The 23,712-nt window shown below is 55.7% G+C and carries 22 protein-coding genes; 16 read left to right on the top strand and 6 right to left on the bottom strand.

From position 1 onward, the window contains the following. Both VMJ32_14340 and VMJ32_14335 read right to left on the bottom strand, forming a co-directional pair. Window positions 1–1,359: ABC-F family ATP-binding cassette domain-containing protein (locus VMJ32_14340; protein HTQ40202.1), on the bottom strand; the 1,359-nt coding region annotated here is incomplete at its 3' end. Window positions 1,360–1,492: 133 nt separating this feature from the next. Beyond that, a complete protein-coding gene (locus tag VMJ32_14335; GenBank protein HTQ40201.1) occupies window positions 1,493–1,810 on the bottom strand; it encodes a hypothetical protein in 318 nt (105 codons plus the stop codon). A gap of 223 nt (window positions 1,811–2,033) precedes the next feature. On the opposite strand from VMJ32_14335, the gene VMJ32_14330 reads away from it, so the two are divergent. Together VMJ32_14330 and VMJ32_14325 are read left to right on the top strand one after the other, a co-directional pair. Further along, complete coding sequence (locus VMJ32_14330; protein ID HTQ40200.1) at window positions 2,034–2,363, top strand: hypothetical protein; 330 nt, start codon at window positions 2,034–2,036, stop codon at window positions 2,361–2,363. A 110-nt stretch (window positions 2,364–2,473) separates the two neighbouring features. Continuing rightward, window positions 2,474–3,025: a hypothetical protein gene (locus VMJ32_14325; protein HTQ40199.1), complete on the top strand. Its 552-nt coding sequence runs from the start codon at window positions 2,474–2,476 to the stop codon at window positions 3,023–3,025. Between the two features lie 30 nt (window positions 3,026–3,055). On the opposite strand, the gene VMJ32_14320 is transcribed toward VMJ32_14325, so the two are convergent. Beyond that, on the bottom strand, window positions 3,056–3,514 hold the full coding sequence (locus tag VMJ32_14320; protein ID HTQ40198.1) for a hemerythrin domain-containing protein: 459 nt from the start codon (window positions 3,512–3,514) through the stop codon (window positions 3,056–3,058). 290 nt (window positions 3,515–3,804) lie between these two features. Here VMJ32_14320 and rpsU point away from each other — a divergent pair, with 290 nt between their 5' ends. Continuing rightward, window positions 3,805–4,002 (top strand): 30S ribosomal protein S21, encoded by a 198-nt coding sequence (rpsU, locus tag VMJ32_14315; protein HTQ40197.1) that lies wholly within the window; start codon window positions 3,805–3,807, stop codon window positions 4,000–4,002. A 109-nt stretch (window positions 4,003–4,111) separates the two neighbouring features. Here the strand turns inward: rpsU and VMJ32_14310 are convergent, their stop codons facing one another. Further along, entirely contained in the window at window positions 4,112–5,746 is a 1,635-nt protein-coding gene (locus tag VMJ32_14310; protein HTQ40196.1) for an Lpg1974 family pore-forming outer membrane protein, read from the bottom strand. 337 nt (window positions 5,747–6,083) lie between these two features. After that, window positions 6,084–7,292 (bottom strand): ribonuclease D, encoded by a 1,209-nt coding sequence (locus tag VMJ32_14305; GenBank protein HTQ40195.1) that lies wholly within the window; start codon window positions 7,290–7,292, stop codon window positions 6,084–6,086. Window positions 7,293–7,408: 116 nt separating this feature from the next. Between VMJ32_14305 and VMJ32_14300 the strand changes: the two genes are divergently transcribed. The 11 genes from VMJ32_14300 to VMJ32_14250 all read left to right on the top strand — a co-directional run bounded on the left by VMJ32_14300 (window position 7,409) and on the right by VMJ32_14250 (window position 18,991). After that, on the top strand, window positions 7,409–7,951 hold the full coding sequence (locus tag VMJ32_14300; protein HTQ40194.1) for a hypothetical protein: 543 nt from the start codon (window positions 7,409–7,411) through the stop codon (window positions 7,949–7,951). A 266-nt stretch (window positions 7,952–8,217) separates the two neighbouring features. Continuing rightward, window positions 8,218–8,430, top strand: a complete 213-nt coding sequence (locus VMJ32_14295; GenBank protein HTQ40193.1) for a hypothetical protein — start codon at window positions 8,218–8,220, stop codon at window positions 8,428–8,430. A gap of 174 nt (window positions 8,431–8,604) precedes the next feature. Then, a complete protein-coding gene (locus VMJ32_14290; protein ID HTQ40192.1) occupies window positions 8,605–8,907 on the top strand; it encodes a polyhydroxyalkanoic acid system family protein in 303 nt (100 codons plus the stop codon). Window positions 8,908–9,079: 172 nt separating this feature from the next. Beyond that, window positions 9,080–9,286, top strand: coding sequence for a hypothetical protein (locus VMJ32_14285; protein ID HTQ40191.1), 207 nt, complete (start codon window positions 9,080–9,082; stop codon window positions 9,284–9,286). 254 nt (window positions 9,287–9,540) lie between these two features. After that, window positions 9,541–9,696: a hypothetical protein gene (locus VMJ32_14280; GenBank protein HTQ40190.1), complete on the top strand. Its 156-nt coding sequence runs from the start codon at window positions 9,541–9,543 to the stop codon at window positions 9,694–9,696. A gap of 36 nt (window positions 9,697–9,732) precedes the next feature. Next, on the top strand, window positions 9,733–10,734 hold the full coding sequence (locus VMJ32_14275) for a hypothetical protein (protein HTQ40189.1): 1,002 nt from the start codon (window positions 9,733–9,735) through the stop codon (window positions 10,732–10,734). A gap of 295 nt (window positions 10,735–11,029) precedes the next feature. Continuing rightward, the gene (locus tag VMJ32_14270; protein ID HTQ40188.1) at window positions 11,030–12,034 is read left to right on the top strand and encodes an HAD family hydrolase; all 1,005 of its coding nucleotides are present in this window, start codon (window positions 11,030–11,032) and stop codon (window positions 12,032–12,034) included. Between the two features lie 56 nt (window positions 12,035–12,090). Continuing rightward, complete coding sequence (locus VMJ32_14265) at window positions 12,091–13,974, top strand: arylsulfatase (GenBank protein HTQ40187.1); 1,884 nt, start codon at window positions 12,091–12,093, stop codon at window positions 13,972–13,974. A 257-nt stretch (window positions 13,975–14,231) separates the two neighbouring features. Beyond that, window positions 14,232–16,802, top strand: coding sequence for an arylsulfatase (locus VMJ32_14260; GenBank protein ID HTQ40186.1), 2,571 nt, complete (start codon window positions 14,232–14,234; stop codon window positions 16,800–16,802). Between the two features lie 129 nt (window positions 16,803–16,931). After that, window positions 16,932–17,864, top strand: coding sequence for an SgcJ/EcaC family oxidoreductase (locus VMJ32_14255; GenBank protein HTQ40185.1), 933 nt, complete (start codon window positions 16,932–16,934; stop codon window positions 17,862–17,864). Window positions 17,865–17,920: 56 nt separating this feature from the next. Further along, a complete protein-coding gene (locus VMJ32_14250) occupies window positions 17,921–18,991 on the top strand; it encodes a hypothetical protein (GenBank protein HTQ40184.1) in 1,071 nt (356 codons plus the stop codon). A gap of 8 nt (window positions 18,992–18,999) precedes the next feature. On the opposite strand, the gene VMJ32_14245 is transcribed toward VMJ32_14250, so the two are convergent. Beyond that, window positions 19,000–20,685 carry an AarF/ABC1/UbiB kinase family protein gene (locus tag VMJ32_14245; protein HTQ40183.1) on the bottom strand — a complete coding sequence of 562 codons (1,686 nt, stop codon included), beginning with the start codon at window positions 20,683–20,685 and terminating at the stop codon, window positions 19,000–19,002. A gap of 214 nt (window positions 20,686–20,899) precedes the next feature. On the opposite strand from VMJ32_14245, the gene VMJ32_14240 reads away from it, so the two are divergent. Both VMJ32_14240 and VMJ32_14235 read left to right on the top strand, forming a co-directional pair. Continuing rightward, window positions 20,900–22,546, top strand: coding sequence for an HTTM domain-containing protein (locus tag VMJ32_14240; GenBank protein ID HTQ40182.1), 1,647 nt, complete (start codon window positions 20,900–20,902; stop codon window positions 22,544–22,546). A gap of 399 nt (window positions 22,547–22,945) precedes the next feature. Then, on the top strand, window positions 22,946–23,712 hold a 767-nt coding region (locus VMJ32_14235; protein HTQ40181.1), incomplete at its 3' end, for a GTP-binding protein.

Here is a 23,712-nt window from a genome sequence, read left to right as displayed (position 1 = left end):
GAACACGACCGTGCCGCGGTAATCGATGAGCGCCCGGGCCAGCGCATCGACGGTATCGACATCGAGATGGTTGCCGGGCTCGTCGAGAACAAGCACGTTGTAGTTGCCCAACAGCAGACCAGCCAGACATAGCCGGGCCCGTTCGCCGCCGGACAACACGGCAATGCGTTTTTCGATTTGCTCGCCACGAAACAAAAGTGCAGCGGCCAAGTCGAGAATATACTGCGACTTGGTCCCCCGCATGGCGCAGCGCTCCAAGTATTCCAGCACGGTTTGCTCCTCGGGCAGGCTGGTGTAAACGTGTTGGGCGTAAACACCGAGCTGGCAGCCATAGCCCCAGCGCACTTCGCCCGAGAGTGCCGGCAAAGATTCGACCACGGTGCGGAGGAACGTGGTTTTGCCTTGGCCGTTGTCGCCGACAACGGCGGCGCGCGTGCCATGATCGATTTCCAGAGCGATGTCGTCGGCTACACGGCGGTCGGGGTAACCGATCGCCAATTGCCGGCACCGCAGTGCTGGGCCGTTGCGCGGCTCGACCTGCGGAGCGCGGATGTTGGCCGTGGGCTCGTCGGCGGCGGTTTCGATCAATTCCAAGCGCTCCAATTGCTTGCTTTTGGAGCGGGCCCGCGAAGCCGTGCTGGCTCGGGCTTTATTTTTCGCGATAAACTCTTCCAGGTGCCGGCGTTTGGCCAGCGTGGCGGCATTGGTGCGCTGTTCATGCTCGCGCTGCTGCTGTTGATACTCCAAAAACGCGTCAATTTTTCCGGGGAACATGGTCAGCTTGCCGCGCGACAAATCGAGGGTGTGGTCGCAGGTGGCGGCAAGAAAGGCGCGATCGTGCGAGACCACCAGGCAGGCTTCGCGGTGGTTGCGCAGAAAATGCTCCAGCAGAATTTGCGTGCGCAAGTCGAGAAAATTGGTCGGTTCGTCCAGCAGGAGCAAATTCGGTTCGTGCAGCAGCAGTTCGGCCAATTTCAACCGCGTTTGCCAGCCGCCGGAAAGCTGGGCGATGGGCCCTTCCAGCGACGTGCCTTTCAGCTCGAACTCGCCGGCGACTTCGCCGCATTTCCAATCGGGTTGGCCGCTGGAGCGCATTAAAAACTGCAGGCCGGTTTCATCGGGGAGAAATGGATCGTGCTGGCGCAGATAGCCCAACTGCAATTTGGGATGGTGGACGATTTCGCCCTGGTCGAGTTCTTCCTCGCCCAGCAGAATGCGGAGCAACGTGCTTTTGCCGGCGCCGTTGCGGCCGACGAAGCCGACCTTGGCGTCGTCGATGATGGTCGCCTCGGCATTTTCCAGCAGCACCTGATGGCCGTAGCTTTTGCAGGCATTCTTAATTTGCAGCAGTACGGCCATAAACAGAAAATGAAGAATGACCAAACACTAATGACCAATTTTCAACGTGAACACCAACATCCATCGGTCAATCGGGACTTGGTTATTGGGAATTCCTGATGGTGTGGGCTGATCAATCGCAGTCACCCCAGCGCTATGCGAGTGAGTATTGACCCCGGCCGGCACGTTTCAGCTTGCCTTGCTCGACGAGCGCTTCCCACACGGCGGAGGGATATTCGCGCGGGGGCTCGATGCCGACGATGGTCGACTTTTGGCCGGAACTCATGGGCCCGCGTCCGATGCGCGATTCCTGATCGAGGCGAGTGAACTTCCAGCGTTTTTTGAAAGCGACGTAGGCGGCCTTGAGCTGCTCCTTGGATGGGGGTTCCTGAGGCGGGGCCGTGGATTGAGCGGCCGACAATGCGGGTGGCGCAGCGGAGGGAGAGGCTGTCTGCATATGCTCTTCGTTCACGATCAGAACTCCAAAGGATGTCAGTTACAAAACCGTAGAGAAGCGGATGGCACTGGCTTTTGCATACGTCCTACGTTCCAGATTAACGCGGTTGGCGTGCGGAAGCAACTAAGAGGGTGCAGCAGGAGAGAATTGATGCTAAAATGCGGCGCAGAACTTCGGCGACGGAGGTCTCTTTCGGCAAGCGGAAGGATACACAGGAATATTTTTCGGAAGTTTAACGATGCCGCACGGATTTTTTAATGTCGAACAATGGCAGTGTCCGGAGAAAGGAAAAGCGGGGCAGTGGGTTCCCGTTTTCCATTTGGACGCGTATCAGTCATTGACGAAAGCGATGGAAAAACTGGGAAAGCGCGAGCCTGGGCTGTTTCGCATTGTGCAAATGCAGTGCTGCGTGTGGGCGGAAATGGAAAACGGCCAATTGAAATTGCATGGTTCGCATGCTTCCACGCCGGAAAGTTTGGCCCGGATGGCCAAATTATTTGACGATGAAGGAGGCCGCCGACCGGTGGAAAAAGCACGGGCTAATCGCGCGCGAACGATTGCACAATGAAAAAAATGAAACCACGCCCCAAGGCTTGATCCGAGATGAGGAGGGAATATACATCTTGGTTAGCAGCAATCGTAAAAATGGGACACAAAGTTCGAAGGGATAACAGTCGCATGTTCTGTCGCAACCGCTGGGCAAAGAAACTGCTATTTATTGCACTATTTGGATTAGCAGGTTGTTCCGAAGCGCCAGACGCCGGACAACCAGCCGCGAATCAGGCTGCACAGAATCAGCCGGTAGTACCTCAACCCGATGCAGCCCAATCGAGCGACGAGGTATTTATTGCTGGGCCCGATTTTGTCACGACGGTTACGATTTCGGTTCCCAAAGAAGCAACCGTCGGAGAATGGGTTGATTTGAAGGCTTCGCGTAAAGACGGGCCCTGGCTGCGAGTAAAAAATGCCGACGTTCCTTCAGGCGTTAAGACATATTCCAAGGAGCCACCCAGTTCGCAAGCGAACATCCAATCATCTGTTGCCTGGAACATTGATCCACCGGGTGCAGCCCGGGGCAATCTACCGACGGACGACATCGTCAAGGACGACCCGCTGGCACGCAAGGTAATGTTCAGCGCGCCGGGTCAATACAAGATATCGTGCGCCTCATCGGTTCCGACGAAAACCATGAGCAATGTGGAAACGATTACGATTCAAGCCAAGCCGTGATTAACTGGTCCTCGAGAAAATTGAGTGCCGTTACCCCTGGCCGCCGACGTCGCGGGCGAATGCTTCCTGCATGATATCGGCCTCGCGGCGGTGGTGATCGTCGAGCTTGACCAGCAATTCTTCCATGTCGCGGCAGACCGCTTCGACTTTCGGCTTGTCGTCAGGGGAAAGATGTTCCAGCCGCAGCACCAACCGGTGCAAGGTCTCCTCAAATTCATCATGGTCGCGAAGCAACGCCTGAACTTTTTCGGCCATTGCAGGCATTTGCTCGACCACGTCGGTCATGTAGCCATCTTGTTCTTTCAGCGCCATCAGGCGTTCCAGGTGACGCTGAAACGATTGGGCGATAAACCGCAGGCTGGATAGTTTGCGGGGAAGATCGTCGGCGGTGGGCTTCCAATCGAGCACCGTGCGCAAAGCGCCGATAATATGGCGCAGGGCCTCGTGCTCGACGGCTGCCTGTTTCATGTTTTGCTGATGTTGCGACATGATTTGGGCTCACCCACTGCCTTACCAGACGCCCAACTGACCCTGACGACTATGGATTGGTCAGCGAGCGATTTCGCCACGGTATAACTTTACCCTATGGCACTGCCGCCGGGGTTGTCCAGGGCTGGAAAGGCAATGACTGGGGCCGATTTGTAGGGAATGAGGGAAAAATCCCATAGACATTGCCATGCCAGACGGTGTAAACTTGCATGTTTCGCCGCGATCGGTAGGCAGGTTGTGGCGAGTATGCCCAAGGTGTTGATGTTCCGTGGTTTAGTAAAGGAGGAATTGTGGTTAAACTTACGGTTCGGGACCGGGAATCGATTCAGGAAGCGGTGCGACGCTTCCGCAAACTTGTGGAGCGCAGCGGCATTAAGAAGGAAATGCGCCGCCGCGAATACTATGAAAAGCCAAGCGAAATTCGCCGCCGCGCGCGATTGCGTGCGGAACGCCGGACCCGTCGCGTGGTGAAGCCGGTAGGCGCTTGAGTTTCTGCCAGCCTGCTGTGTGCTGTGGCAAGATTTCTTTCGACACTTGCTGACGCGCCGTTTGCGTTGTCCCTAGCCGCAAGCCGATGCCCCGATTGGGTTGCCTCCGTTAGAAGCAGTATTCGACGCGGGCAAACAGGCCGTCGAAGCCCATGATGTTGGCGTTCGATTGGGTTTGGAAGTCGGTGACGCTAATCTGTTCAAATTCTCCCAGGTCCCACCAGGCTTGAAACAAGTAACCGGCGGAAAGACGCAGGCAGTTCGACATTTGCCAGTCGCCGCCCAATTCGATTTCCGCCACAGGAATAATTCGATCGTGGCTGTCGGTCAGGGTTTCGGTGGTTTCCGGCGAAATATCGGAACTCGTCACGATGAGCTTTTGGGTCAAAGTGTTTTCGCCCAAGAGAAGTGAAAAGTTAGTGCGCGCAAACAGCGACAGGCGGTCGCAGCCGCGGAAATAGCGGCGCCCTTCCAAGCCCACTCTTGGGCCGGCGCCAATGAAGTGGGCCGTCACAAAGGCGTTTGCCGGCGGCGGCGCATCTTCCACGGGCGGATTGATGGCCGTGGTATTGTCGACGCGGTTCACGTCGGCAATCCGCACGCCCACCGAGTATTTTAAGGTCCACACCGGACAGCACGGATTGCATGTCGGGCACGGATTGCAGCAGCATTTCGAGTAATCGATGTCGTACACGTTCATATTCAGACCGACGGAATTGATCAACAGCTGGTCAGGCGTGTTGGCCCGAGTCATAAATTGCCCGCCGTACGCCGTGGTATCGGTCGGAGTGGGAGTCACCAGGGTGCCCCCGTCGTTGAAATTCCAATAATGAAAACTGATTTCGTCGCCGCAATCGAAGCGGTAACCGAGGAATGCCCGGACCGAACTTCGATAATCGAATTTCTGCTGAATCATGGTGTCGGTTTCGTTCACCGTTTCCGTGCCGCTACCCACAATTTTGACGAAAGCCTGGGCCACGCTGAAATCGGGGCGCACAAACAAATAATCGGCGCCGCCGTACCATCCGCGGCAACCGCACGGATTGAAACATGAACAGCAATCGTTGCAGCAACCGCCGCATCCGTCGCAACCGCAGCTATCGTCGGAGTTGGACGATTCCATGCCAGGACCAATCATTTCCGGAGGGGCTTGGCCACCGTTGCCCGGAGCGGCCGCGGAATTGTTGTCGCCGCTATTGGTCCAGGCATTCATAGCGCCTGACGACGAGCCACGCGACGATTGGATGGAGCGTGACGGTCCCTGCGATGGTTCCAAGGAATCGTCATTGCTTCCGCTGGAAAAGTTTGCAGGCGAAGTGGCCATGGCTGGCCGGACACCGCGATTGACCGAATTTCCAGAAAATGTTGCGCTCCCCGGTGAGGCATAGTGCGGCCTCGAACGAAAGGCCTGTACATCGCAACGGGACGTGGCTTGTGATGATGGCTGCTGATCGCTCTGGCCGGAATCATCGTCGGACTGGGAATAAATTGCCGGCGAGACCTGACCGCGTGACCGGTCCACGTTAAATTCTGCGGCCTGCTTGCCGCTTGGTTGCAACGTTTCCGGCGGAGTGTTGTCGTCGTCGTTATCAGACGACTGCGTTTGATCTGCACCGCCGCCGTAAGCTCGCAGCAGCGGTGCTAAATCGTAATCGGAAATCGGCTGCGTCGCACGGGCAAAGGCAGCGTACATCGCCAGCCCCAAGCACAGGGCAGCGAGAGACAGAAATTTAGCGCACTTCATTCCACACCCCCCTAGTTCATTCCCCTTGATTCATCCGGCCGGGTAGTTCCCGGTCGCCGCCACGCTGCTGTCAGGCTGGGCAATTGCCAAAACCTGTACGGATGGTAGCGGTATTCCGGAGCCAATTTCTCCGGCTTTAGAAGGTATCGGATGCGGCATTTCCGATACTTTCAGAATTTACAGAACAATCCGAATTCTCGGAGGAATGCGTACGATTGGAAAAGTTGGCCCAGGCTGCCGCGCTTGCCAACGAAGATAGCATCGCAAGAGGCGGGACCATGGGCTCGGCGGCTGATTTTGTCGTTCGTATGATTCCCATGTTTGCATGCTGCCACGCTCAGGGCGATTTTTTCTGTGGCGTGGGGACGGCATGTCCCGGGGATTCGAATGCAAGCGGATGGTCGGAAAGGGGATCGGTAATGCGAATGCTCAATTTGCCGGCCAACAAATCGTCGATCAGGGTGCCGACCACTTCCACGCGCCAACCACAAGCCAGGGCCGGCGGCTCGCCGTCGACAAAACCCAGTCGAAAAGCGACCAGGTCGCGGACATCGCTGGCCATGCCCACCAGCGCCGGCGCTAATTCGCGCGAGCGGCACAAGCTGGTCAGCGCGGTCGATAAAAATTGTCCCAACACGTTAATTTGCTGCGGCACTTCGCGGCGCTCTGATTGCGGCCAATCTTGCTGCGGTAAATCGAGCGCCAGTTGAATGTGTTCAGCAATTTTGGGCAAAAGGCGCTGCAACTCGCTCCGTTCCAAGCCCCGAACCGCTCGAATTTGCCGCATGTCGGCGGTCCGTCGCCGGGCCAGTTCGACGAGTAAATCATCACGCAAAATAAACCGAGCCGGCGTGTCTCGGCGCTGAGCTTCTCCTTCTCGCCAGCGCCACAATTCGCGAGCCACGGCCAGCGACCGGGGTGGCAAGCCCGAAATGCCCGATACCCGCCGCCAGCGTTCTCGAGAGCGGCTGGCGACCACTTCCTGCTCGAAGGCCTGCATTTCGGCAAGGAACCACTGCGTGCGGTTGGCTTTTGCCAGCAGAGTTTGTAACTTATCGCGCAGCGGAATGAGATAGCGCACGTCGTCCAGGGCGTATTCCAATTGTTGTGTGCTCAAGGGACGGCGTCGCCAATCGGTTCGGGTTTCCCCCTTTTTTGTGTTCACGCCCAGCAACCGAGAAAGCAAAGTGCCATAGCCGGAAGGAAATTCGTCGCTGACAAACCCTGCGGCAATTTGCACGTCGAACAAATTGGCCGGGCAGCGACTCACGGCCTGCAGCGAAAAGCCCAGCTCTTCTCGCCCGGCATGGACAATGGTTTGATGATTGGGCTGGGCCAGCACTTCCCAAAACTGGTCGAGGCTGCTTAGTTTTAACGGATCGATGATACTCAAACCGGCCGGCGTGCATATTTGCACCAAGCAAAGTTGCGAGCGGTACGTGTGTTCGGAAACGAATTCGGTATCGAACGCGATGACCTCGGCCTGGGCCAATTCTTCACACAATGCCGCCAACTGCTTATCGGTGGTAACGTGGTTATACGACATGCAGTGGCGTGCCGAAGGGAGTGTGATTAAATTGATTGCTCGATGTTGGAGACGGCGACGTTGGAGTCGGTGGCGAATTCACGGGCCATTCAATCATCATAACTGGCGATGCACCGATGACGGAAATCTGGCTGCGAACCAACCTCCGCATATTATTGCTCGGCATGATACTTCCTGTTGTGCTGATGGCGATAGGTCTAATCCCGGTTTTAGCGATGGCGACCGAGACCGGGGCTTGGCTGCGAATCGTTGGATGGATCATGGTGGCCGCCGGTTTCATGATGTTGGGAATAATTGTCGCGCAACTGAGATTGCCGCGATTAGCGTACGCCGATAGGCAAGTGCTGGTGTATTTGCGCACTGGGGCGCCGATCCGCATTCCAGTGGAATTTGTCGAATGTTTTTTTCTTGGCGGCGGCGTGGGCCAACTTCCAGGCTCGCAGGGGCGAAAAATTCCCGTGCGCAACCTGACGATGCGCGTGGCGGAAAAAGCCAAGGATTATCAACATCGGGAGGTGAAGGCCACGTTGGGGCGCTGGGAAGAAGGCTATGTAACCATCCATGGCGCCTGGTGCGAACCCCTTACGCTGGAAGTGGTTCAACGTCTTAATTCGCTGCTGGCTGAAGCACACCAAACCCTACAGAAAACTGCGCCTTGATATTCTTTTGCAATCATGGATTCCCGATCTGAAACATGACCAATTGGCCGTGCAACAATCAGGCCAAATCGCGACGAAGCAGTATTTTTTTCTTCGTAAGACCCGCCGTGAAAAAAACTCCTTGACAGGTTTGCAATGGACGCAAATACTGCGTGCTGCACCGTGCCGGGTAGAGGATGTACCCTGCGTGTTGGTCGCCGCAAACAGGAGGTTGAAGAGAATGCGGCGGCGCAAAATCGCCTCTTGAGGGATACAGGAGTCACGGCGTGCCAATCTCAGTTCTGGAAGCGGTCAAGTTGGGGCTATGGGATTATGAACCGCCCAAAGTGGATGACGGAAAATACTCGTCGACCCGGGCCTTGCCGGGCTCTACGGAAAAACTGGAAGTGTTGGCCGAACGTCTGAAGGCGGGCTTGCCGTTGTGGCATCCTAGCGATCCGCTCAACTACGCCGAAGCCATCGGCGAGCACGACGATTGACGGACCGCTGGCGCTGAACATTGCAGCCCGCGTAGGGCGTCAGGCAGCAGTCTTTTCCGGCGCTGCGTTGTTCCACGGTTGGCGTGGGCGGCGCTGCTCTGTTCGTGGCCACGGCAATTTGCTATGCTCGCCGTACGCCCGTTTTTATCTAAACCACTTGGCACCGGTGTTTTCATGCCGAGCTTAAAGCTCACGTTTCCGCATCAGTTGGGGCAAGAGGAAGCCGCTGCCCGACTGAAAAATCTCCTCGCGAAAGTGAAGGATAAATATCAGGCCCAAGTTTCCGACCTGCAGGAAGTTTGGAACGGCAACACGCTGAACTTCAGTTTCAGCACGTACGGCTTCAAAGTGGCCGGCGACGTCTTTGTGCAACCCAGCGAAGTGCAACTCGACGGGCAAATTCCGATGGCTGCCATGATGTTCAAGGGCAAAATCGAAAACGCCATCAAAGATCAACTGGCCAAAGAGCTGTCATGAAGCAAAAGCAGATAGCAGAAGGCGAAAGGCGGCAATCGCGGACAATCTCTGAATAATTGCCCGCAAAGTTTGTGTGGTCTCTCCCGGTCGCCGAGCATTTTTTCTCAAGTTGAATGTAGCGCCGCCCGAGTGCCGATGGTCAACAGTATTGGCACTTTAGGGAGGGCTTTCCGTGAACCAAACGACCACTGTTGCCGCGCCGATTTTATCCGCGCCTGTTTTTTCCGCGCCGCAATCGGCACAACTTCTGATCGAATTGGAAAGCCAGCAAGATCATTTGCTGCGAGAGCTGGACGATTTGAATCTGCGCATCGAACAAGCGATTGTCGTCGGCCAAATGAGTGTTCGCCGCCCGGCGGAATCTGAACCGCGCCTCTGATGGACTTTTCTTTCTCCATCACCCTCGCCGCTGAAAACTACGTTTGCAATTCGCTAAGGAACGTGCAATTGCGTCAGAGTTAGACTTTTCCTAGCCGGCAGGCTTTAACTTTCGCGATTTGTCTTCGCAAACCATTTAGATGGTAGTCGACAGCGGCTAATCTAACGCAATTCCCGTTTATTACGGTAATGCCTGTAGGAGCGTCGCCCGTAGCCGTCGATATTTTCCGAGGAGTTGTCTATTGCCCTCATTCAATGGAGCGAGGACGTTTCATCGAAGGGGGCGCCACGGAAGCAACTTTGCTGGCCGCAAAAGGCGCTACTGCCAAGGCACAGTTGGATTATATGAAAGACGAGATTGCTTACCGCGTTGCCCATGCTCAACTGCTGAACGCGATTGGCCAGGAGTAACATTCGCTGGCTTTCGCGCTGCTTGGGCAACCGATTATGCAAAAGTCGCTTCTGTTTACCGCCGCCTGGTTGTTGGTTGCATCGGGCCTGTTATTCAGCCTGCCTCCGCGCACGGTTCATGCACAAGAAAGTAAGATTGCCTCGGACACGCTGCGGCCGGACGTCTCGTTTGCAGCGATCGAACCGGCACTTGGTTTGCCCCTCTATTCGCCACCGGCGGACAGCGTCAGCCCGGTTCAGGACGTCGCACCAGAAGGCGCAGCATTTTATTTGGCACAAAGTGACATGCAAAGTCGCGGCGGCAATCGCGGTATGACAGACAGCGGCGAGGGAAATGGAAATTCTTACGGCGGGGCTTCGGAAAGCACGGATCGGCTGATCGACGGCATTACCAACCCTATCGCCCCGTTAATGCAATATCGCTTTCGCGGATTTTGGAATTGGCCCATCGATGATGCAGGGCCGAATAACGAGCAGTTTGAATTTCGTCCGACCATACCGCTCAAACTTTGGGATCAAGAAAATCTGCTGCGGATATCGATACCGTATAAATTCCAAGATGGCGCGCCGTCAGGGTTGGACAAAGTTCAAATTTTCGACGCAGCCATTTTCTCACCCGATTGGGGAAAGTGGGGCTTTGGTCCGGACTTTCGGCTCGATCCGAATTCGGGCGAGGCCGGCGATTTCCAGATAGGGCCTGTCTTTGGCGGGGTCGTCAAGAACGAGCATTGGACGTGCGGATTTATCAACCAAAATTTCTTAGGCGGCAACGATTCGGAAACTTATATTCAGCCGGTACTGGCCTACAAATTCAACGACCAGTTGGCGTTGGCGCTGGGGGACATGCAATTCAAATACAGTTGGAGCGACCACAAGTGGGTACAACTGCCGCTGGGTATCGAAGTTGATTACATTGCCAACTTGTGGGGCCAAAAAATACAATTTTTCGCCGATCCGCAATACAACTTCGTCACCGATTCCAGCAATTCCGGCTGGACCATTTTCTTCGGCATGGTATTGCTTGTTCCCGAAGGGTAATCGCTCCCCCGCGTCTAGGCGACTGCTTGACAGTGAATTGGCAGCGTGGCAAAATCATCGGCCGATGGGCTGCTCGGGACGGGCGGCCAGAGATCTTGCAAATCCGCCACCGTTCGTGTTAGTCGGGGCGAGGGAATCTCGGTTGGGCCATGCTGGCTGGATTTCGCACGAAAAATCTGGATTCGTGCGCGGCGCTGCGGTTTGATTGCGGAAGAGTTAGCTTCGGGTTCGCACGGCAATGCTTGAGCATCTTTGCCGAAAGACGCCGACCGTGAATCGACAACACTTTGCCGGGATGAATTGTGCCCTAAGCCTCGCTGCTTGGTTGATGACGCTATGCGCTGTTGCGGCTCAAGCTGCTGATCCGCTGCCCAGTTGGAACGACGGGGCGGCAAAGCAAGCCATTCTCGACTTTGTGCAGGTAACCACCGACAAAGCGAACCCCAAGTATGTGCCGCCGGAACAGCGAATCGCCACGTTCGATCAGGACGGCACGCTGTGGGTGGAGCACCCGATGTACACACAGGTCATTTACTGCCTGGATCGAGTGCCGGCGCTGGTGAAAGATCATCCGGAGTTGAAAAACAAAGAGGCGATTAAAGCAGTTCTGTCGGGGGATCGCGATGCTGTGGCTAAATTGCAGGCGAAGGATTTGGAGGAAGTTCTGACGGCGACGTTGACGGGCATGACGGTCGAGGAATATCAGGCCGAAGTGCAGAAATGGCTGCAAACGGCCAAGCACCCACGCTGGGACCGGCCATATACGGAACTGGTTTATCAGCCGATGCTGGAAGTGCTGAATTATTTTCGCGCCGGCGGCTATAAAACGTACATTGTCACCGGCGGTGGGCAGGACTTTGTGCGAGTTTACGCAGCGAAAGTTTACGGGATTCCGCCGGAGCAAATCGTCGGATCGGCAGGCGAAACGAAGTACGGCTACGACAAGAATGGCCGGCCGATTTTGACCAAGGACCCCAAGCTCCTCTTGAACGATAACGATGCCGGTAAGCCCGAGGGCATTCATTTGATGATTGGCCGGCGGCCGTTTGCGGCGTTTGGCAATTCGACGGGCGATCAGCAGATGTTGGAGTACACGTCGGCGGGGGACGGCGCATGGCTGGGAATGTTGGTGCTGCACGACGACGCCAAACGAGAATATGCTTACGGCCCGGCGCAAGGCTTGCCCGACAGCCGGATCGGCACGTTCACGCAGTCTTTGTATGACGAAGCAAAACAGCGCGGTTGGATTGTGATCAGTATGAAAGACGATTGGAAGCGGTTATTTCCGTTCGACAAGTAGCGGCGTAAGACATTAAACGATATGGTCTGCAGTTTTTCAACTTATGGAGTTAAGCCATGTTCACACATTCGAAAATGCAAGTTACTTTGGTGCTGGCGGTTGGCGGAGTGCTGGGTTATGTGGCCGCAGCCCATCGACTCGCGGAGAATTGTGAGGCGGAAACACGGCGCTTAACGATCAACAACATGGCCACGGACCCGGCGGCAGATTATTGTCCGTGTTTTGACGGTGCTTCGGACAAGGCGGCGCTATTGGCGATGGCAACGACTAAGCCAGGCGATTCTCAAACACTGCTTGCGCAAGCGAGCAATAACGGTGGGACGTCGGAATCGTCTTCGAATAGCGGCAAGAAGCCGAACATTTTGTTCATCATGGGTGACGACATCGGCTGGTTTAACATCGGCGCTTATCACCAAGGCATCATGTCGGGAAAAACGCCTAATTTGGACAGGTTAGCGTCTCAAGGAATCCGGTTCACCGACTACTATGCGGAAGCAAGCTGCACCGCGGGGCGAGCCAATTTTATCACCGGCGAAATTCCACTGCGAACGGGGATGACCACGGTCGGCCAGGCCGGCGCGGATGTCGGCATTCCCGCCCAAGCCTGCACGCTGGCCACCGCATTGAAGGCGCAAGGTTACGCGACAGGGCAGTTCGGCAAAAACCATTTGGGCGATTTGAACAAATTTTTGCCGACGGTGCACGGCTTCGACGAATTCTTCGGTTATCTGTATCACCTCGACGCCATGTCCGATCCGTATTGGTATTCCTATCCGCCCGATTGGTTTGAGAAATACGGCCCGCGCAATTTGGTGCATTGCTACGCCAGCGACACAGACGACCCGACGGTGCAGCCGCGGTGGGGCAAAATCGGCAAGCAGAAAATTACGGATGAGGGCCCCCTGCGCCCATTCAAGGACATGGCGGTAGATCATCAGAGCTGGCAGCAAGGCCCCCCAGGCTCGAAATACGACATGGAGACGTTCGACGAGGTGCTCGTTAAAAACACGTGCGACTTCATGGACAAAGCCAAACAGGACGGCAAGCCATTTTTCATTTGGCACAACACGACGCGCATGCACGTCTTTACTTACCTGTCGCCGAAGTACCAGGCGGAAATGAACAGCAAGACCAACTATGCTGTGGAAGAAGCGGGCATGAAGCAATTGGATGATTGCGTTGGCGCGTTGCTCAAGCACCTGGAAGACATCGGAGAGGCAGACAATACGATTGTCGTCTTCACCACCGACAATGGCGCTGAAACCTTCACTTGGCCTGACGGCGGCAATACGCCGTTCAAAGGTCAAAAGGGAACAGCCTATGAAGGCGGTTTCCGAGTGCCGTGCATCGCCCGTTGGCCCGGCCATATTAAAGCGGGCACGGTGGAGAATGGAATCTTCTCCGGGCTGGATTGGTTTCCCACGCTGTGTGCTGCCGCCGGCAATTCAAATATCACCGATCAGCTTCTGAAGGGTGTGACGCTTGGCGATCAGCAGTACAAAAACCACCTCGACGGCTACAACCAGATGGACTTAATCACCGGCCAAGGGCCCTCGAAGCGGCATGAATTGTTTTATTTTGCCGGTCCGAAACTGGGGGCCGTTCGGTTGGATGATATGAAGTTTCAATTTTTCCAACAGCCGCAAGGTTGGCCTGGTCCGAAACTCACGACCGACATGCCCGGTTTGGTGAACCTACGCCAGGATCCGTTCGAGCGCTTTCCGTCGATTGCCGGCGAAACCGCTTTGACCGGCGCGTGGGGCTACGGAAATGATTTCTTCGCGCGGGAATTTTGGCGGTTCGTGCTCGTGCAGCAAAAAGTCGCGGAGCTGGCCAAGACGGCGATCGACTACCCACCAATGCAAGACCCGGCGTCGTTCAATTTGGACGCTGTGAAAAAACAGATCGACGACATGGTTAAGAGCCACGAAGGGCAGTGATTGACATTTAGGAGATTGAATCGTTGTATGTGCATTAAAGGCGCAGCGATTCGCACGGCGCGGGGCAAGAGCCCGTCCTTAGAGCGAATTGACTTTCGCGAACCGCGTGCCCAAAATCGTGTACCCGTTGGCCCGCTTCGCCAGAAGCAGCCAAAATCCAATCAAATATCCAATCCATCGCCAAGTGGCCAGTGATGCAGCGCGCGTTTCTATCGTCGATTCAACCGTCGTGTTGAATTGAATCGGGGAAAGTGTTTATGAAGCATGCTCGCTCGTTGCAGGTTATAGTCGTTTTGTTCCTCGGTGGAACGCTGGGTTATTTGGCCGCAACACAGCGAACATCGTCCGTTCTTGCCGCAGATGATAAACAGGGTGCTTCCCCAGCGCCGGCTGTGCAAACCACGGGCACGCCAGGTTCACCCGGCGCTACGACTACGATTGACGGCAAACAGCTTCCGGCGCCCGATCCAAAATTTGGCGGCGAAATCAAAGACAACGCCATGCAATCGAAGGCCTGGTGGGCGCCTCGGATTGTGCCTCCCAAGCAAGCGCCAAATATTCTGCTCATCATGACCGATGATTCCGGCTTCGGAGTGCCCAGTACGTACGGCGGCGTCATTCCAACCCCTGCTATGGACCGGATCGCCAAGGCGGGACTGCGTTACACACAGATTCATTCGACCGCGCTCTGCTCTCCAACACGCGCCGCGCTGATCACCGGACGCAATCATCACTCGGTCGGCTTCGGAGTGATCTCGGAACAGTCGACGGGCTTTCCTGGTTACAACAGCATTATCCCAAAAGACAAAGCTACCATCGGCCGGATTCTGCTGGACAACGGCTACGCGACAAGTTGGTTCGGCAAAGACCACAACACCCCGGCCTTCGAAGCCAGCCAGATCGGCCCCTTCGACCAATGGCCGACCGGCATGGGCTTTGAATATTTCTATGGTTTCGTCGGTGGCGATGCCAATCAGTGGGAGCCGAATTTATTTCGCAACACAACAGAGATTTATCCGTTTCTAGGTAAGCCGGGCTGGAATCTCACGACCGCCATGGCCGACGACGCCATCGATTGGATGAACCGAGTTAATCAGATCGACCCCAGCAAGCCATTCTTTTGCTATTACGTTCCCGGCGGCACCCACGCGCCGCATCATCCCACCAAGGAATGGGTCGACAAGATTCATGCGATGCACTTGTTCGACGACGGCTGGAATAAACTGCGCGACACCATCTTCGCCAACGAGAAAAAGCTCGGTGTCATTCCGCAAGACGCCAAAATGACTCCCTGGCCGAAAGAAATTCTAAAGGAATGGGATCAATGCACGCCGGATGAGAAGAAATTGTTCATCAAGCAGGTCGAAGTGTTCGCCGCCTATGTGGCTTACACCGATCACGAAATCGGCCGCGTGATTCAGGCCGTCGAAGACATGGGCAAACTCGACAACACGATCATCATCTACATCAATGGCGACAACGGCACCAGCGCCGAAGGCGGCCTTTACGGCACGCCCAACGAAGTGGCGTTTTTCAACGGTGTCGATGTGCCTGTCGACGTGCAACTTGCCAAATACTACGACGTGTGGGGCACTGAAAAAACCTACAACCACATGTCTGCTCATTGGGCCTGGGCTTTCGATACGCCCTACAGTTGGTTCAAGCAAATTGCGTCACATTTGGGCGGTGTCCGGCAGGGTATGTGTATATCTTGGCCGGGGCACATTAAAGATGTGGGCGGCATTCGCAATCAGTTTTGCCATGTGATCGATGTCGTGCCGACGCTGCTTGAAGTGTGCGGTATTCCCGCGCCCGATTCGGTCGATGGCATCAAGCAAGCGCCCATCGAAGGCACCAGCTTCGCTTACACCTTCGACAAAGCCAATGCCGACGTGCCTTCACGGCATAAGACGCAATACTTCGAGATGTTTGGCGATCATGCCATTTATCACGACGGTTGGATGCTTAGCACCAAGGTCGTCCGCCCGCCGTGGGAAGCTTACGGCCCGGCCAATCCCGATCCGCTGAATAACGTCACCTGGGAACTTTTCGACCTGAATAAAGACTGGACGCAGTTTGACGACGTGGCTGCCAAGAATCCGGACAAAGTGAAGGAGCTGAAGGAATTATTTCTCACAGAAGCCAAAAAGTATGAGGTGCTGCCGCTCGATGCTTCGGTAGCATCGCGGATTATCGCGCCGCGCCCAAACATCACGGCCGGCCGCAGCCAGTTTGTTTACACGCATCCCATGACGGGTCTGCCGCAAGGAGACTCGCCGCTGCTGCTGGACTGCTCCTACAACATCAAGGCCGACATCGAAGTGCCCCAGGGCGGCGCCGAAGGGATGATTTTGACCTCCGGTGGCCGGTTCGCCGGCTACGGGTTCTACCTGCTCAAGGGGAAGCCGGTGTTTTTGTGGAACATGCTCGATTTAAAACGTGTGAAGTGGGCCGGTCCGGACGCTCTGACGCCGGGTAAGCACACGGTGGAATTCGATTTCAAATACGACGGTCTGGGACTTGGCACGCTGGCTTTCAATAGCTTCACTGGATTGGGCCGCGGCGGCGCCGGCACCTTGAAAGTAGACGGCAAAACGGTCGACACCCAAAAAATTGAGAAGACCCTGCCCATGATCCTGCAATGGGATGAAAGTTTCGACATCGGCTCCGACACGCTGACCGGAGTGAACGACGCCGACTATCTGCCCCCATTTCCGCTGACCGCGAAGCTGAACAAATTGACAATCACTGTAGACCGTCCGCAATTGTCGCCCGAGGACATCAAAAAACTAGAGGAGGCGCAACGCAACAACAAATTGAGCGAGTAGTAGCTAATTGCTCTGCAGGGTACCTCTGAGGATAAACCAACAGCGTAGTCGGATTACAAAACTGATTTAATGAGGGAGAAAAATCGAATGCCAAATCGCTATCAGCAAACGCGATCCTTTGCTGCCAGCATGTTGATCGTTGGCGCTTTAGTGATTGCAAGATTCGACAGCGGGTCGAACATTAAAGCGTGTGCTGCTGACACAACCGACAAAACATCGTCGGTGATGCAGGCCAATACGGACACGGACGAGAAAGCATTCCGTGCCACGGCCGACGAGTTCGTCAAAGCATTCAATGCGGGTGATGCGAAAACGATCGGCGCGCAGTGGTCTGCGGATGCTGCGTATACCGATGAATCCGGCCAAGTTTTTCACGGTCGTGATGCCATTCAGAAAGAGTACGCACAACTATTCAAAGACCACCCTGGCGCGAAGGTCACGCTGTTTATCGATTCCTTTCGCTTTTTCGGCCCCGATACCGCCATCGAAAAAGGAATCGCCAAAGTCACGCTACCGGGCGAGAAAACAAGCACCGCCGCCCAATATAACGTCGTTCATGCCCGACGCGACGGAAAGTGGACCATGGTAGCGGGCCACGATGTCCCTTACATCTCAGAATTAGACGGCGATCACTTGAAAGATTTGGAATGGTTGATCGGCCAGTGGAAGCCCGAGGCCCAGGACGCCGGTTCGGTTATGAAGTTCGAATGGATGGGGGGCCGGAACTTCATCAAGAACACTTACCGAAGCGAGAAACAGGGAGAAGCAACCCTGACCGGCGGCCAGATTATCGGGTGGAACCCAAAATTAGCGCAGATTGTTTCCTGGCACTTCGAGCCACAAGGGGGTTTCGGAGAAGACAGCTGGACCAAGGATGGAAACAAGTGGACGGTCGACGCTACTGGCACGATGCCTGAAGGCAGCGATGCCACGGCCGTGAACATCTACACTAAAGTTGATGACAATCATTTCACTTGGCAATCGACGAATCGAACGCTGGATGGCGTTCACTTGCCAGACGCGGCGCCAATAAAAATGGTCCGTATTCCGACACAGAAATAACGAAACATGGCTTAGCTCGTCAAATTCCCATCGCTTGAAATCGAAAGTGCAATCAAATGAAATTCACGCTCGTCGGCCTCATCGGCATGATCACTCTCGTGTTTACCACAGAATTAGTCCTGGCCCACGGATTCGGTGGCGCTACTGGTCATCCCAGTGAAGGTGCGGAAGCCTATCATGGTGGCAATCCAAGTACTGCTCACCCACCCGAATCGTCCGGCGCATATCATAATGAGGCAGCGACCGGGGCCTACCATCCACCGTCTGAAACCACTGGCGCCAACACCGGCACTTATCATGCTGGGAGCGAGCCATATTCCGCGACGGCGAGCGAATATCATCCTCAGTCGATGCCAGGATATCCGGCCGCTCACACCACGCAACCCACCGATGCCGGATTTAATCCGGCCAATGCAAGTGCCGCAGCCTCTGGCTACTCCGCAAAAAACGGCGCGCAACCCACGAATACCTCGTTGCCCAATCAAGGGGCTGCTGTGAGAAGTGCGTACAACGGTGCAGGGACCTATAACCAGAATTGGTATGGCGCGCATCCTGATGCGTGGCATGCTTCTGCTTGGGCGACCGGAGATGAATGGAACGCGGCAACCTGGGCCGGCGCAGCATCCGCGGTTGGCCTGGCCGCCGCCGCTCAGCCTGTCTCTTACAGTTATGGTTATACCTGCGCTCCGCCTCCAGGCGTTCAAAGTAATCCGGTGGGTCAACCTGCTCCAGCCCCAATAGACCCTCAAAGCTATCAGCAGTCGTCGGCGATTGCGCAGAGTGCCCCGCCGTCAAATCCCCAATCCTCTGACTGGACGCCGCTGGGAGTGTTTGCCTTGGTGCACGATCCAAATTCTACGCCTCACTACGTGATGCAGTTGGCCGTCAACAAGTCGGGCGCGCTGGCCGGCAACTATGTCGACTTGGTGACCGACACCGTCAAGCCAGTGCAAGGGGGTGTCGATAAGCAATCGCAGCGTGTTGCTTGGACCGTCGGAGGAAATAATTCGACGGTCGGAGAAGTGGGCCTTTATAACCTCACGCAAGATCAAGCGCCAGCGTTATTACACATGGGCCCAGATAAAACTCAGCAATGGCTTTTGGTGCGATTGAAAAAATCACAGTAATCAAGAAGTCATTCTCGCCGATCTAAATGGCCCGATTTGTTGATGGCGCGCAGCAAGCGCAGGCCTAAGCCTAATGCCACGACGCAGCCGGCGGCGCCGAAGAGCGACACGCCTTTGGCGCCAAACAACCAGGCGGGACCGATGAGCGGCGGCACTTCACGGCTGAGCAGCAACGCCGAGCCGAGAAATAGCGCGCTGGCCAGCATGCCCAGCACCAGCCGATTGACCGACGGCTCCAGGCCGCGGTGATCTAAATGCACGTCGATCTTTCCGGCATGAAACAGATCGACGATGTCCAACATTTTGCGTGGCAACACTTCTGCTAAGTGTTCCAGTTCGCTGTAAATGCGGCGCAGCTTCCGCAGCCGCCGCAGGGGAGAAATGCGTCGCCAGGCCATTTGCTTTTGATGCGGCGCGAGCACTTCCATCAGGCTGAAGCGCGGGCTGGCCAGGCGGGCCGTGCCTTCCAGCATGACCAGCATTTTCAAGAGCATGGCTATCCGCGCCGGCAGCCTGATACGGTAGCGGCGGATGATTTCGGTCATTTCGTTCAGCGCCGCGCTGAGATTGATTTCGTCGATCGATTGATGCGCGTAATGCGCGACGAAATCGGCTAAATCGTATCCCAGGGCAGCCTGATCCAAATCGCGCGGGACTTCGCCCATTTGGGTAATCACATTTGCCAACCGGCTGGAATCGCGCTCGCCGATCGCCAGCAGCATCTCTTCCACTTCCTCGCGCAAAGCGTCGTCGATACGCCCCACCATGCCGAAATCCAACAGCCCGATGATATTGCCGGGCATCAAAATTAAATTCCCTGGATGCGGATCGGCGTGATAAAAGCCGTGGGTGAAGATCATGGTGAGGTACAAATCGGCGCCGCGACGGGCGATTTCCTCGAGATCAAAGCCGGCTTCGTGAACTTTTTCGACGTGCGAGAGCTTCACCCCTTCCAGGTATTGCATGGTCAGCACGCGCGAAGTGGAAAGCTCCGGATAGGAGCGGGGAATTTTCACCGTGAGATCGTCCTGGAACAGGTGCGCAAACTGCTGCAGATTGCGTTCCTCGCGGCCAAAATCCAGTTCGCGCCTTAGCACACGCTGGAACTCCGCCACGGTAGCACGGGGCCGATAGTTGGTAAGTTCCGGCACGCGCTCCGCCCAATGTGCAAGCCCGGTCAGAATATCCAAATCGCGGCGGATAATTTCTTCGATGCCCGCATGCCGCACTTTGGCCACCACCCAATCGCCGTTTTTTAGCCGTGCGCGGTGCACTTGACCAATGGAAGCGCTGGCCAGCGGCACTTCTTCGAAGTCAAGGAACAATTCCGCCAACGGCTGGCCTAGTTCCGTTTCTACGGTTTTCACTACGCTGTGATACGGATCGGCCGGTGTGTTGTCTTGCAGTTTCGATAACTCGTCAGCCAAGGCCACGCCGACCACGTCGGGGCGCGTACTGAGAATTTGACCAAGCTTGATAAACGTGGGGCCTAGCTCGGAGAGCGCCAGGCGGATGCGAGTTTCGCGATTATGGCTGCATAGTGCCGTCCCTTCGCGATCTTTTAATATGCCGTGCGTGAATCGCGGGCCCAACCGCTCTATCCAGCCTGCCAGCCCGTACTTGCTGAGCACGGTCAGAATTTGCCCCCAGCGGTTGGCGTGCCGATAGAGTTGCGGAATGGTGCTCAAGCGCATACGTGTTCTCCGGATTAGCCAGACCGATGCTGGCTGCCAGCTTTCCGCATTCTACACTGCATTCAAACGGGCTGTCAGCAATCAGAAACCTGTGGCGACGGCTGCTAGCTATCTCTGTTGCTGGCAAACATATTGACCGCCGGTCGTAATTTGTCTATTTGCGCCGCTGAAAATAGTCCACAAACACGAAACCAACTTACAAAAACGATGGCTTATGCTCCCTGACAGATCAACGCTGCGCTGGTGGCTGGCGTTGGGCGCGGGGTTGGTTTTATTGCCGTGCGCCTATTTTTTTCTGGTCGAACCGCTATTGATTGCGGGGCACGCTCAACGTGGTCCCGTGTGGTTAAATCATCTGCTGGCTAGCAGCAAGGATCTGCCCATCGCTGCCATTCTCCAGGCAGGCCGGCTCTATTTTTCCCGCAGCTTGTTTTTGTTTTGCGCAATGCTGGGCGCTGCGGCAGCGTGGCATTCCCGGCAAACCGTGCGGAAACGCTGGGCCGTGTTTCTGTTTGAACCCGATTCGCCTATCAATTTGGCAGTCTTTCGCATCGCGCTATTTGCGGCACTTTTTTTTGTTGTGTCGCCGAATTTGACATATTTGTTCGCGTCGTTTCCGGCGGAATTGAAAAAAGTCCCCAGTCTGACAGGCGTGTTCCTTCGCTGGCTCCCCTTTGACCCGGATGTGGCCACTGTCGCGGCATACGGATTAAAGGCCGTGTGCTTGTTGGGCATGTTGGGAGTGGCAAGCCGCATGAATGCGTTGTTGGCGGTGGTGTTGGGCTATTACGTGCTCGGCATTCAGCAGTCGTTTGGCAAGGTAAACCATATTCATCATTTGATATGGTTCGCCATGGTGCTGGCCGCCAGCCGCTGCGGCGATGCTTTATCCGTGGATGCCTGGATTGGCCGAAGGCAGGAAAGTTGGAGCCGGCGACTGGCAGGACCGGCGGCGTCGGCGGTTTACGGCGTCCCGCTGCGCGTGGTCTGGCTGTTGTTTGGAGTCATTTATTTTTTTCCTGGCTTCTGGAAGTTTTGGAATTGCGGTTTCGCGTGGGGCCTACCCGAAAATATGCGCTTGGAAATGTACGCGAAGTGGTCGTACTTTGGCGATTGGAAACCGCTGCTGCGAATCGACCAATATCCGCTGCTTTTGATCCTGGGCGGATTGGGAACAATGCTGTTTGAAATGGGATTTGTTTTCTTGATTTTCCAGCGCCCTACTCGTTACCTGGCCGCAGCGGCGGGCATGATGTTCCATACCATGACGAACTTGGTGATGACCATTTCGTTCTGGCCGTTGCAGGTTTTATATGTATGCTTCCTGCCTTGGGATCGCATTTCGAAACGCCTTCTGCCCAGCAGCCAGCAGGAGCCTACCGCTCGGGCTGCGCTTCCGCGGGATCTGGTTTGGACATGCGCCGGTCTACTTGCGGTGAACATTGCTTTGGGCGCTACCCACCAGGAACATGCGTGGCCGTTTGCGTGTTATCCCACGTTTGCGTCATTGATGAATCCAGAAACCACGACTGCGGAACTCGATCGTTTGGACTTGCAGGGGCACGAGCAGCCAATGGATATGAATGTGATTTTTACGTCGATTCCAGAACCCATCTGGGAAGCCATGATTGGAAAGGTGCTGGATAATAATGTGCCCCCCGAAAAAGTGCAGGCCCTAGGACGAGTTTTGGACCGCATTTTGAAGGATCAGCCTGGACCGCTTCGACTATACACCGTGCGGAAATCAATCTTGCCCGATCAAACGGAAAAACCGCCGCTGGAAAAAAAGTTGGTTTACGAGTTCCCATTGCAATCTGATGTGAAACTGGGTTCGGTTCCCGCGTCGCAAACACACCGCTAACGAAACGCAACCCAGCTTGCCGGCGAAGCCAGGAACGTAACCGGAACGCAGCTCGACGGATGCGGTTGTCGGGACGCGCTGCTGCGGATATAATCAGCTTGTGGATCGCACCGCGATTCTTGCAATTTCTTCAATTCAGACGCAGCTATGAATCAACATCCCCGCCAATGCCCGCGCGTTCGGGCCGCTGCGCTAAAAGCTCATCCACCGCAGATGACTTGGTAAGTTTGGTGGATTTGGGCGCGAAAGATTTTCTTTCGATCCACGGCTAAGCCGCCAAGCGGATGGACCCCCGCCGCCACTCCCAGCGCGACCACCGGTCGCGGCTTTGTATTTACTGACCGCAGACTACCGATCGCTCACCAATCACCCCTCACCCCTCACTACCCACCACACAACATGCGTCGCACCGATATTCGTAACATCGCCATTATTGCTCATGTTGATCATGGCAAAACCACGCTTGTGGATGCCATGCTCCGGCAGAGCGGGCAGTTCCGTTCCAGCCAATTGCAAGGTGAGTGCATTCTCGACAGCAACGATTTGGAGCGCGAGCGCGGCATCACTATTTTGGCCAAGAACATCGCCCTGCTGTACAAAGATGTGAAGATTAACTTGATCGACACACCCGGCCACGCCGATTTCGGCGGCGAAGTGGAGCGCGTGCTGCGCATGGCCGACGGAGCGCTGGTGCTGGTTGATGCCGCGGAAGGACCAATGCCGCAAACGCGCTTCGTGCTCAGCAAGGCGCTGGAGTGCCGGCTGCAGCCGATTGTGATTGTGAACAAGGTCGATCGCAGCGACGCGCGGGCGCTGGAAGTGCTGGACGAAGTGTTCAATTTGTTTCTGGAATTGGGGGCCGACGACAAGCTGGCCGACTTTCCGTATTTGTTCGGCAGCGGCCGCGGCGGGTATTTATCGCACGATCCGGAAGCGCGCGAGGGCGATTTGCTGCCGCTGTTAGATTTAATTCTGGAGCGCGTACCAGGGCCGGAAGTCGATCAAAACGCTCCGTTGCAAATGTTGGTCACCACGCTCGATTGGTCCGATTACGTGGGACGCATTGCCATCGGACGACTTCAGGCCGGCAAAATCACGAAGGGGCAAAGCGTGGCGCTGATGCAAGCGCTGGTGGCCGGCCCGGAAGCTGATCATCATGATTCGGA

The sequence above is a fragment of the Pirellulales bacterium genome, from assembly GCA_035499655.1.
In the GTDB taxonomy this organism is placed as follows: domain Bacteria; phylum Planctomycetota; class Planctomycetia; order Pirellulales; family JADZDJ01; genus DATJYL01.
The sequence above is the reverse complement of the archived record's forward strand: the minus strand, read 5'-3'. Positions and strand labels throughout refer to the sequence as shown.